Below are 11,699 nucleotides of genomic sequence, written 5' to 3'. Positions count from 1 at the left end.
AGGAACTGGCGGAAAGCCCGGGCATCGCGTCCGTGCGAGCGGGCCGGGTTGATCGCCGGACCCTCTCGCCGGTGGGCCCGGGCCTGACCGGGCTGGGCCATCCGGGTCAGACGATCTCGCCCGCGCAGGACCCGTGGGGGCCGCAGGCGTAGCAGGCGTACCGCATGCATCCGGTGCACAGCCCCATGTTCTCCAGCCGGTAGGTGTCCTGGCAGCTCTCGCACACGGCCCGCTCACGCAGCATGGCGTTCCAGCCGTCGCCGCCGCCTATGAGGTCGTACGAGGCGGCGACGTACTCCGCGCTCGCGGTGTCGAGGCCGGCGCCGTGCCGGGAGTACGAGACGTACCAGGAGTACAGGCCGAAGAACGCCTTTCCGGTCAGCAGTTGGTCGCGGTCGCGGCCGTCGCGGAGCCATACCTCGGCGAGTTGCCTGACGCGCTCCTCGATGGGCGGTCCGCTGCTGAGAACGACATGGTTGTTCTTCATCGCAGCATTATGCGGTCGGGCATGCCCCCGTAGGGCATCTTTCGTCGGTGTCCTGCCGTACGAACGGGCGGGGCGACGGGAGGGGGTGTATGCAGGAGGCATGGACGTGCGGCGCTCTCTGGCACGCCTCGGCAGGCCATGGCGGCCTGGCGACGGGCTGGTCGCCGTGCCGCTCGCGATCATCCTGGTGATCACCCTGGTCGATATCCGCACTCCGCAGAGAATCCATCTCGATCCGTTTCTGGTGGCGGCGCCGGCGATCACGGCTTCGTTCGGCGGACCGGCGCTCACCGCCGCTGTCGGGGTCGTCACGGTGTTGGCCCAGGTCCTGGTCGAGTACTCGCAGGGCGCTCTGACGACCGCGAACCATCAGGCGCAGCTCGCCGCTCTGGTCTTGATCTCTGTCTTCGTCACGCTCTTCCGTTTCGCGCTGGACCGGCATCACCGGCAGATGCGCCGGGTACGGTCTGTGGCCGTCGCGGCACAGAAGCTTCTGCTGCGGCCTCTTCCCCGCCGGTTCGGACCGCTGCTGATCGCCTCCGTGTACGTCGCGGCCGAAGAGGAGGCGCAGATCGGCGGGGATCTGTACGCGGTGGTGCCCGTCGCGGGCGCGGTCCGCCTGGTCATCGGGGATGTCCGCGGCAAGGGCCTGCCCGCGGTCGAGGACGCCGCGGGCCTGGTCGCCGCCTTTCGCGGGTCCGCGTACCGGAACCTTTCGCTGCCCGCCATCGCGGCGCACCTGGCGAACTTCACCCACTGGAACATCGTCCACCGCGCCGAGGTGGACGATGACGCCGCGGAGTCCTTCGTGACCGCGCTGGTCCTGGACATTCACGACGACCGCCCGTGCGTGGACATGGTGGACTGCGGGCATCCCCCGCCACTGCTGCTGCGTGACGGCACGGTACGGACGCTGGAGGTCGACGAGCCCGCACCGCCCCTGGGGCTGAGCGCCACGTCGGAGAGTGAGTACGTGGTCGAGACGTTCCGTTTCGCGCCCGGCGATCTGCTCCTGCTGTACACGGACGGCGTGGTCGAGGCCCGGGACCGGAGTGGCGGCTTCTATCCCCTCGCCGACCAGGTGGCCTCCTGGAACGAGGCCGACCCGCAGGTCCTCGTCGACCGCATCCACAAGGACCTGCTCCGGCATACCGGCGGTGATCTCGGCGATGACGCGGCCATCGTCGCGCTCACGCGGTCCCTGGCTGAGGTGGGTCCTGAGGCGGCTGAGGTGGGTCTTGAGGCAGCTGAGGTGGGTCCTGGGGCAGCGGCCACCGGCAGCCGGTGAGTGCGCCTTCGGGGTCCGGCCGCGGTGATCCGTCGTGAACCGTCGGCCGGGTCCGGGTGGTCATCGGGCGGGTGTATGGTGGGCCGCTGCGAAGGGGAGTAGCCCCGCGAACCGGTCGTCGACATACTGGAACCCGCCCGCGGGTTCCCGGTGACCGGGCCTGTGTCAGGTGATGAGACGGGCGGGCGAGACCTTCGGCCCTTTTGTCGACGACTGATTGCGCGTCGGCGGGGCCGAAGTTGTGCCGCCGCCCCGCGCTGGTCGACCTTCGGAGCCCCCGCCGGTGCGGGAAGGCTGAACGAGTCCCGTGATTGCTTTTCTCCTGCTCATCGTGTGCGCGGTGGCGATCTATCTCGCGTGCGAGTGGTTCGTCAACGCGGTGGAATGGCTGGGCCAGAGGCTCAAGGTCGGGAAGATGGCGGTCGGCACGATCCTGGCCGCGTTCGGCACCGCCCTGCCCGAATCCGTGGTAACCCTGGTCGCGGTCACCACCGGCGCGACCGAGGAGGCCAAGAACATCGGGGTGGGCGCCGCGATGGGCGGCCCCCTGGCGCTGGCCACCGTCGCCTACGGCGTGACCGGCACGATGCTCCTGCTCAAGCGCCGCAGGGAACGCCTGCTCGTCCTGGCCGATACGGGCATGCCGCCCGGCGGCCCCGACAGCGGTGAGGCGCTGGGCGACGAGAAGGACATGAAGCGCCTGGCCAAGGACCAGCAGTGGTTCCTGCCGATCTTCCTCGTGAAGGTCTCGCTCGGCCTGGTCGCCTTCGCCTTCAAGCCCGCCCTCGGCCTGCTGTTCTTCGCCGCCTACGCCGTCTACTTCTGGCGTGAGATCCGCAGCAGCCGCGCTGACGAGGACACCGAGGAAGAGGAGCTGGAACCGCTGAAGCTCCAGCCCAAGAAGGCGTCTCCCGACACCTGGGCCGTGGTCGCGCAGACTCTGGCCACCCTCGGCGTGATCTTCCTCGCCGCGCACTACTTCGTCGCACAGCTCGATGTCATCGGCCCGATGCTCGGCCTGTCCGCCACCGTGACCGCCCTGCTGCTGTCCCCGATCGCCACCGAACTCCCGGAGATCATGAACGCGGTCATCTGGGTACGGCAGGGCAAGATCAAGCTGGCGCTGGCGAACATCTCCGGCTCGATGATGATCCAGGCCACCGTCCCCAGCGGCATCGGCCTGCTGTTCACCAAGTGGCACTTCGACGGCGCCCTGCTGTGGTCCGGGATCATCACCATGGCCGCGATCGCCTATCTGCTGGCCACGATGCGGGCCCACAGACTCACCCCGGCCCGTCTCGCCGTCGCGGCCGGCTTCTACATCGTCTTCGCGCTCGGCCTCGTCCCGATCCTTTCCTGACCCCCGCCGTGCCGGGGCCGCGGCTCCCGGCCCCGGTGACCGCACCCCGGCACGGCGGGCCCGAGGACGCGCCCGTCCGTGTCATGCTCCGGATCCAGGTCCCCTACATCCCCAGGATGACCCGCGGGACCGGTTACATCCGGGGAGGGACGTCGCCTCCGTACCCCTGCTTCTAGGTTCATGCCATGACTACTGATCTGGCCGGCTCCCAACAGATCGTCGTGCGGCTGGACGACGTCCATAAGGAGTACGGCGACGCGAAGGCCCTGGACGGCGTGTGTTTGGAGATCCGTGCCGGGGAAGCGGTCGCGGTGATGGGTCCCTCGGGGTGCGGCAAGTCGACCTTGCTCAGCATGGTCGCGGGCCTGGACCGTCCGACGTCGGGCACGGTGCGGGTCCACGGCCAGGATCTGGGGAAGCTGAACGAGACCGGGCCGGCGCTGTTCCGGCGGCGGCACATCGGCATGATCTTCCAGTTCTTCAACCTGATCGACGACCTGCCGGCCCTGGACAATGTCGCGCTGGCCGCCCAGCTGACCGGCACGTCCGCCCGCCAGGCGCGCCGCCGCGCGCTGGAACTCCTCGACGAACTGGGCGTCGCCGGCCGCAAGGACACCTAAAGGCATCGAACCACCGCGGAAACGAGTAGCCTCCTCGCCCTCGGCGAATGGGAGTCCTTGGGGATTCCTCAGGGAATTCTCCGGGATTTCCGGCCGCATCCGCGACATTCAATCGGAATGTACGGGCAATCGGAATGTACGGACTCACACGGACCCCGCCGGGCCGGAAATCATCTCCGGCCCGGCGGGGCTTTTCTCGTATGGTGCGGCTGAGTTATCCCACGACCTTGCCGACGGCGTAGGCACCCGTGACGAGAGCCGCGCCTCCGGCGAAGGCGAGGGCAGGCGTGGCCAGAACCGGAGACGTCTCATGCGCCAGCCAGCCGGGGGTCTCCTCGGAGAGCCCGCCGAGGCTCTCCATCTGTGCGTTGAACTTGTCTTCGATCATTTTTCCCTCCCCATGAGGAATGTGCGGTGGACACACGGAAGGCGGCCGGGGAAAGGGATGGATGCGCAGCCCTTTACCTACCTGGACTCACCCGGGGTGAGATACAAGCATCAATTCGAACTGAGCGAGTATGACGCGGATCACATCGCAAATGGAATGGGTAATTCCAATGCCATATGGACACCATGACATTCATCAGTCATGCGCATGACATACGTCAGCCGACGCCATGAGGAACCTCATCACCGAGGCCTCCGCTCCGCGGTGATGGCTCGTACACGCATCCGCACCCCACTGTGACCGAGGTCACAGATCCATCCGAGGTCGGCGGGCCGCACAACGCCGCGCCCGGGGAAGGGCGTTCATCCCCCGGGCGCGGCTGACTACGGGTCACACGGCTGGGCGCACTACTTCAGCAGGTACGCCTTCACGATGGTCGTGTCGTACGTGTTGCCGCTCTTGTCGGTGAGCTTCGCCTTGAAGGAGACCGACTTGGCCGTCTTCGGGTGGCTCAGCGACAGGCTCTTCTTGCCATCCTTGTCCGTGGTGACCGGGGCCTTGGCCCACTTGGTCCCGCCGTCGTAGGAGACCTGCACGGAAAGGGACTTGAAGCCCTTGCCCGCGGCCGGGCCCTGAAGGGTCAGCGGGACGGTGAGCTTCTTGCCGGCCGCCGCGGCGCTGCCCAGATCCAGCTTCGGGGCGAAGCGGACGGTGGAGAGCGGAAGGGTGACGATGGTGTCATCGGCGGGCTTCTTCGAGGTGAACGCCCACTCCGCGGTGATACGGGTGCTGACGCCGGCGACCGTGGTGGAGCGGGACGCGTCCGTGCTGATGCGGTACGCGGCCGACTTCGCGGGCAGACCGCCGATGAACTGGCAGAGGGCGTCCTTCTCGTCGAGGACCTTCTTGCCGTCGATGGTGATCAGCGTGCGCTGCTTGGAGACCTCCGACTGACCGAAGTGACCGGCTCCGTCGGTGAACTCCGGTATGCAGACGGCCAGTTCGTTACCCAGACGCTGCGCGGTGTTGTTCGAGTCCACCTTCGGGCTGAAGACACCGACGTTGTACGTCTTCTCGTAGGTCTTCTTCGCCTGGTAGGTGCGGGGCGGGTCGGACTGGAGGAACAGGCCGCCGTCCTCGCCCGTGCCGTCCTGGCCGATGTTGAACTCCCAGTCGAAGCCCTTGGGAGCGGTGACATACGTCTTGGCCGTGGTGGGGAGGGCGAACGGCTGGGTGACCGTGCCGACCCCGAACATCGGGGTGCTCCAGAACGGGTTGATCGTGCCCTTGCGGCCCTTGGCCGAGGCGCCGATCTTGACGTTCACCAGGGCCAGTTCACTCTTGGACGCGGTGTGGCTGAAGCCGGTGTACAGCGAACCGGTGCGGTTGTAGAGCAGGTTGTAGCTGGTGCTGCCCTTCTGCCAGCTGCCGCCCAGCTGGCTGCTGAACTCCTTGGCGGGGAGCGCCGCGCCGAGCTGCGCGGTACGGAAGCCCTGGAACGAGGGCAGGTACCAGGTGCTGCCGTAGCCGCTGTCCCCCGTCACCAGGACGTAGTTGAGATACGTGTCGAGCACCTTCGCGGAGTCCGGCGCCGTGATGGAGATGGGCTTGGCCTTGCGGGCGTCGAAGGTGACCGTGGTGTTCTTGGTGACCGAGTACTTCGGCTGCACCATCAGCGCGATGTCCGGAGGCGTGTCGCCGCCCCTGGGGGTCTGCACCGGTGCGTCGAGCGCGTACACACCCTTGGGGACCCGGATCTCGGCGATGCCGTCGCCGTCGGTGTCGTACGGGTTCTGCCAGAAGTCGCCGCTGAGACCGTAGACGGTGGTCTCGGCCTGGGCGGGCTTGCCCTTGGTGTCGATGAACTTCATCGTGAGGTCGTACGACTCGACCTCACGGGTCACGGCGAACGACGTACGGGCCTGCTGACCGCCCTCGGCCGCCTTGGCGGTGACCGCGCCGGAGTACGTGCCGTCCAGCGTGCCGATCCGGGTGTCCGCGGTGAGCGCGACGTTCGCGGTGCCGCCCGCGGGCACGGCGACCCGGTTCGCGCCGAGCGCGAAGAAGCCGGCCGGGGCGGGCTTGCCCTTGGGGCCGACCGTCTCCACCGACAGGTCGAGGGTGACCGGCTTCGTCCCGCTGTTGCGGTAGGTGATCGACTTGGTCACCGGCTTGTCGTCGGTGTGCGGCCACTGCTGTGTGCCGAAGCCCAGCGACGTCTGCTCGCTCGCCACGGTCTGGGTGATCGCCCTGGCCACATCGGCGCGGCCGGTGCCCTGCTGATGGACCGTCAGTCCGGTGCCGGGCTTGGCGGACGCGGTCAGCGTCTGCTTGATCCGCTGACCGGTCCAGTCCGGGTGCTGCTGGGCGAGGATCGCGGCGGCGCCCGCGACGTGCGGGGTCGCCATCGACGTGCCCGACATCGACACATAGCCGTCGGCGGCCGGGTCACCGATCTGTCCCTGGGCCGCCTTCGCCGCGACGATGTCCACGCCCGGCGCGGTGATGTCCGGCTTCAGCGAGCCGCCGGCCGTCGGGCCCACGCTGGAGAAGTCGGCGATCTTGTCGGCGCGGTCGACCGCGCCGACGGTGAGCGCGGAGGCCGCGCTGCCGGGCGAACCGATCGTCGCGGCGCCGGGGCCGTCATTGCCCGCGGCGATGACGAACAGGATGCCCTTCTCGACGGAGAGCTTGTCGACCGCCGCCTCCAGCGGGTCGGTCTCCGCGGTGTCCCCGCCGCCGAGGCTGAGGTTGGCCACCTTCGCGCCCTGGTCGGCGGCCCACTGCATGCCCGCGATGATGCCGGAGTCCTCGCCGAATCCGGAATCGTCCAGCACCTTGCCGTCGAGGATCTTCGCACCGGGCGCGACACCCTTGTACTTACCGCCGGACTTGGCACCGGAGCCCGCGGCGGTGGACGCGACATGCGTGCCGTGGCCGAAGTGGTCGACGGTGTTGCCCGAGCCGGAGAAGTCCTTCTGGGCCAGTTCCACACCCTTGAGGTCCGGATGGGTCTCGTCCACGCCGGTGTCCAGGACGGCGATCTTCACGCCCTTGCCGTCGTATCCGGCTTCCCAGGCGGTCGGTGCACCGATCTGCGGGACGCTCTTGTCGAGGCTCGCCCGGCGCTTGCCGTCCAGCCATACGCGCTCGATGCCCGGTGCGACCGTACGCTCCTCGCCGCGGCGCTCGCCGGCCGCGGTAAGTGCCTGCCACACCTCGGACGTACCGGTCTTGGGCGCGGTCACGGCCTCGCCCTTGACCGCGGGCAGTGCCCGGCGTACCGAGACGTCCGCGGCCGAGATGGCCGACTTCGCCCGTGCCTTGTCCTCGGCTGCCTTGGCGTACGACACGATCAGCGGGAGCGTCCCGCGGTGCGCGTCGTCGTAGCGGTCCTCGATCAGCCGGCTGACATTGAACAGCCGTCGGTCCAGCTTGCCCTGGGCCACCAGCCGGGACGCGTCGGAGGGCAGCACATAGGTGGCGCCCGCGATCCGGTTGACGGCTATTCGGACGTCCTCGCGGCCCTTGGCCGGCTCCACCCGCGTCACCCGGCCCTCGGCGTCCACATGGACGCGGTCGCCGGTGATCAGGGTGACCACGGACGACTCGCCCTTCGCCTGCCGCGCCTTCGCGGCGAAGGTCTCCGCGCGGTCGCCGGCCGAAGCGGCGCCGGACGCGGTCCCCGAAGCGGCGCCCGTCGTGAGGCCCGCGGTGAGCAGCGCCGCCACCATGGCCGCGCCCGCCCTGCTTGTCTTTCTGAGCAACTCTCCCCCAAAGGTGAGGTGTTGTGTTGAACGGCCCCAATGCGACGCCTGCCGGGATGCGTGGTGATCAACCGGGACCAGCGTCGGCACGGAAGACGGTGGGCGGCATCGAGGGGTTCCTTCGCACAACCGTCGAATTGACGCCACTTCGCCGAGCGTCTTCGGCCACGCGCCGCTGGTAGTGGGCCCCCAACTGGGTCCGGGGGCCCTCCGTTTGGGCCCGGACCCATCCTTAAGCTGCGGTCACCCCGGGGAACGGGAGACGACGCGGGCGAGGAGTACTGATGAAGGGCGCCGAAAGATTTCGCAGATGGCATGCGCATGACCACTTTGTTCCGTCGCGGCGTGACCGGGGTCAGAGCGGGGCCGAGTACGCCGCGATGGTCGGTGTCGTGTCGCTGGTCCTGGCGGCGATCGTCGGTCTGAGCGTGCCCGCCGACGAGGCGACCGGACTGAAGAGCGCGGTGTGCCGAATACTCCACCCGCTCAGCGGCGCCGAGGCATGCTCCACCGGCGACTACGCGGGCGACGACGGTGACGGGGGCGACGGAGGGGGTGACGGAGGCCCGGACGATCCCTTCGTACCCAACGGCGACCCGTTCGAGCCCGCGAAGTGCCTGCTGTCCCAGGACCAGACCAAGACCACCGTCGTCATCCAGATCCTCTTCATCAAGATCAGCAGCTCGGAGACGATCAAGCTCCAGCAGTGGTCCGACGGCACCGTCACCCTGGAACGCGTGACCGAGACCGGCGGCGGCGTCACGGCAAGCATCTCCGCCGGCATCCCCGGCCTGAAGGACTGGGGCGGCAGCGCTTCGCTGAGCGGCAGCTATGTGAAGGGCAGCGGCAGCGGCGGGCAGTGGCTCTTCAACGGGAACAAGAGCGACGATCCGCAGGCGGACCTGGCGGCCAACCTGGAGGACGCACAGCAGTTCACCGAATACCTCAAGGCACAGAGCGAGTGCAACAGCAGGCCCGCCGGCCCACGCTCCTCGGAGCTGGGAATGATCTGCGGCTACCACGCGAACAAGAAGAAGCCCGACCTCGATCCGGAGAGGGCGCCGGACGTCGACATCACCAAGACCTCCACCGAGGCATCCGGCGGAGTGAGCTTCGGCAAGTCCTTCAAGAGCAACGGCAAGAGCGGCAAGGACACCAAGGGCGGTAAGGACGGCAAGGGCGCCGACGGCCCCAAGGACCTCGGCAGCATCTCCTTCGAAGGGCTGTCCGGCTCGATGACCGAGGACGTGGTCGTCATGCGCGCCAAGACCGGCCCGGACGCCGGCAAGATCACATTCGTCTACACCTTCTCCGTCAGCGGCACGGCCGGCGGCGTCGCACAGGCCAAGGGCAGCAGGATGCAGCAGGTCGCGGTCACCTACGACGCCGCCGCCTACGACCAGGAGGAGAAGGACGGCAAACCACACCGCCCGCAGAAACTGACGATCACCACCAGCCAGGAATCCGGCGACGGACCCGGCATCCAGACCGGCGCGGGAGCCAACGCCGGACCCGTGACCATCGACATCGGCGGCGGCGGCGGAACCATCAACTCACAGATCCACACCGAGTCCGCCGAGGTCACCCTCGACAACGACGCCGACAGCACCGCCGTCGAGGACTGGCTGCGCGGACGCGGCGACACCCCCGCAAGCAACCCACTGCCCACCCCCTCCGACGCCGCCGAAGCACTGGACGACGACGCGGGCCCCATCGAACGCCTCCTGCACGACAAGGGCAAACTCACCCGCCTCGACTACAACGCCAACACCGACTGGTGGAACGCCTCCCTCGGCATCGGCTTCGGCATCTCCGCCGGACAGCTCACCCTCGGCTTCAAACTCTTCGGCATCGACATCACCCACGAGCAGAAGAACCAGACGATCACCGGCGACCCGACCTACGCCACCGGCCCGCAGAGCGGCGGCGCCCGCCCCTGGGTCGAATGGAAGAACTGCACACGGACCAAACCCATCCCCACCTGACCGGTCCGGCGCCCGTGGGCGGTCCTCCGGGACCGCCCATGGGCAATCCTCCGGTTACAGCACGGCCGCCCCCGCCAACGGCCGTGCCGGTCAGGGCAGTACGGCGATACCGTCCAGCTCGACCAGTGCCTGTTCGTCCCAGAGGCGTACGACCCCGATCACCGCCATCGCGGGATAGTCACGCCCGGCAAGCCGGCGCCAGATCCGGCCGAGTTCGGCGGCGTGGGCTCGGTAGTCCGCGACATCGGTCGCGTACACGGTCACCCGGGCGAGATCCGCCGGCCCGCCGCCCGCCGCGGCGAGCGCGGTGAGGAGATTGCCGAGCGCGGTCTCGAACTGGACGGGAAGGGTCTCCCCCACCACCGCGCCGCTCCGGTCGAGCGCGGTCTGTCCGGCCAGCAGGACCAGCCGCCCGCCGGTGGCCGTGACGGCGTGCGAGAAGCCGGTGGCGGGCGAGAGCCCGGCGGGGTTGAGACGCTCCAGACTCATCGCTCCCACCCTCGCTCCGGCTCCCGCCCTCGCTCCGGCTCCTGCCCCCGCTCCCGCTCCTGCCCCCGCTCCCGCACTCCGCGCGAGGACCCGTACAACTCCCTGGCGATGATGGTGCGCTGGACCTCGGTGGCGCCCTCGTAGATCCGCGGCGCCCGGACCTCGCGGTAAAGATGCTCCAGCGGATGGCCGCGCTGGAGGGCGCGGGCGCCGTGCAACTGGACGGCGGCGTCGACGACATACTGCGCGGTCTCGGTGGCGAACAGCTTCGCCATGGCCGAGCGCCGCGGCACATCGGGGGCGCCCGTGTCGTACGCCGTGGCCGCCGCGTACACCAGCAGCCGCGCCGCTTCGGTACGGGTCGCCATCTCCGCGATCTGGTGTGCCACGGACTGGAGTTGGCTGAGCGGGCCGCCGAACGCCCGGCGTTCCGCCGTGTGTTCCAGAGCCGCGTCCAGCGCGGCCTGTGCCATGCCGACGGCGAAGGCGCCGACGCTGGGACGGAACAGGTTCAGGGTGCGCATGGCCACCCGGAAGCCGTGGTCCACCTCGCCCAGGACGTCATCGCCGGTCACGGGTACGGAGTCGAAGGCGAGGGCGCCGATGGGGTGCGGCGAGAGCATCTCGATGGGGGTGCCGGTGAGCCCGGGACGGTCGGCGGGGACGAGGAAGGCCGTGACCCCGCGGGCTCCGGTACCCTCGCCGGCCCCGTCGCCGGTGCCGGTGCCGGTGCCGGTGCGGTTGCCGGCCGCCGTGTCCGTGCGGGCGAAGACGGTGTAGAAGTCGGCGTCGGGGGCGTTCGAGATCCAGCGCTTCTCGCCGGTCAGCAGCCAGCCTTCGCCGTCCGGAACAGCCCGCAGGGCCAGCGCGGCGGCATCGGATCCGGCGCCCGGCTCACTGAGCGCGAAGGCCGCCACGGCGCGGCCCGCGCGTACCTCGGGCAGCCAGCGCGCGCGTTGCCCGCCGGTGCCCGCCAGGACGAGCGGGTACGCACCGAGGCCCTGGAGCGCGAGGGCGGTCTCGGCCTCCGTGCAGCCCTGGGCGAGGGATTCACGCAGCAGACAGAGTTCCAGCGCCCCGGTCCCGAACAACCGCTCCAGCAGGCCGAGTTCACCGAGGGCCCCGATCAATGGACGGTTCACCGCGCCCGGTTCGCCCTTCTCGGCGATCGGGCGCAGCCGTTCCGCGGCGAGGGTGCGCAGCCGCGCGCACCAGTCGTTCTGTTCCGGATCGAGCGAGAATACGGGCATCCGGGCCCCACTTCCAGCGCGCCTATCGCGAACCGTTGACTGTCGTCATCTTAACGATACGCTCG

At 69.2% G+C, this 11,699-nt stretch carries 9 protein-coding genes; 4 read left to right on the top strand and 5 right to left on the bottom strand.

The window, feature by feature from the left end:
- Positions 1-106: 106 nt before the first annotated feature.
- Positions 107-487: a hypothetical protein gene (locus ACFRMN_RS07340; protein ID WP_383014632.1), complete on the bottom strand. Its 381-nt coding sequence runs from the start codon at positions 485-487 to the stop codon at positions 107-109.
- 100 nt (positions 488-587) lie between these two features.
- On the opposite strand from ACFRMN_RS07340, the gene ACFRMN_RS07335 reads away from it, so the two are divergent.
- From ACFRMN_RS07335 to ACFRMN_RS07325, 3 genes are all read left to right on the top strand, one after another.
- The gene (locus tag ACFRMN_RS07335; RefSeq protein WP_383014630.1) at positions 588-1,775 is read left to right on the top strand and encodes a PP2C family protein-serine/threonine phosphatase; all 1,188 of its coding nucleotides are present in this window, start codon (positions 588-590) and stop codon (positions 1,773-1,775) included.
- A gap of 307 nt (positions 1,776-2,082) precedes the next feature.
- A complete protein-coding gene (locus ACFRMN_RS07330) occupies positions 2,083-3,135 on the top strand; it encodes a sodium:calcium antiporter (RefSeq protein ID WP_383014627.1) in 1,053 nt (350 codons plus the stop codon).
- Between the two features lie 185 nt (positions 3,136-3,320).
- Positions 3,321-3,755: an ABC transporter ATP-binding protein gene (locus ACFRMN_RS07325; RefSeq protein WP_383014624.1), complete on the top strand. Its 435-nt coding sequence runs from the start codon at positions 3,321-3,323 to the stop codon at positions 3,753-3,755.
- 214 nt (positions 3,756-3,969) lie between these two features.
- Here ACFRMN_RS07325 and ACFRMN_RS07320 read toward each other — a convergent pair whose 3' ends face one another.
- Together ACFRMN_RS07320 and ACFRMN_RS07315 are read right to left on the bottom strand one after the other, a co-directional pair.
- Positions 3,970-4,143 (bottom strand): hypothetical protein, encoded by a 174-nt coding sequence (locus tag ACFRMN_RS07320; protein ID WP_383014621.1) that lies wholly within the window; start codon positions 4,141-4,143, stop codon positions 3,970-3,972.
- Between the two features lie 407 nt (positions 4,144-4,550).
- Positions 4,551-7,910, bottom strand: a complete 3,360-nt coding sequence (locus ACFRMN_RS07315; RefSeq protein ID WP_383014618.1) for a S8 family peptidase — start codon at positions 7,908-7,910, stop codon at positions 4,551-4,553.
- Between the two features lie 392 nt (positions 7,911-8,302).
- Between ACFRMN_RS07315 and ACFRMN_RS07310 the strand changes: the two genes are divergently transcribed.
- Entirely contained in the window at positions 8,303-9,895 is a 1,593-nt protein-coding gene (locus tag ACFRMN_RS07310; RefSeq protein WP_383014616.1) for a hypothetical protein, read from the top strand.
- 90 nt (positions 9,896-9,985) lie between these two features.
- Here ACFRMN_RS07310 and ACFRMN_RS07305 read toward each other — a convergent pair whose 3' ends face one another.
- The gene (locus ACFRMN_RS07305) at positions 9,986-10,384 is read right to left on the bottom strand and encodes a RidA family protein (protein WP_383014613.1); all 399 of its coding nucleotides are present in this window, start codon (positions 10,382-10,384) and stop codon (positions 9,986-9,988) included.
- The gene (locus ACFRMN_RS07300; RefSeq protein WP_383014610.1) at positions 10,381-11,634 is read right to left on the bottom strand and encodes an acyl-CoA dehydrogenase family protein; all 1,254 of its coding nucleotides are present in this window, start codon (positions 11,632-11,634) and stop codon (positions 10,381-10,383) included. Before ACFRMN_RS07300 ends, ACFRMN_RS07305 begins: the two co-directional genes overlap by 4 nt.
- Positions 11,635-11,699 lie beyond the last annotated feature (65 nt).

Origin of the sequence: Streptomyces sp. NPDC056835, from assembly GCF_042789485.1 — a bacterium.
GTDB lineage: Bacteria > Actinomycetota > Actinomycetes > Streptomycetales > Streptomycetaceae > Streptomyces.
This window is presented reverse-complemented; position numbering and strand designations above follow the sequence as displayed.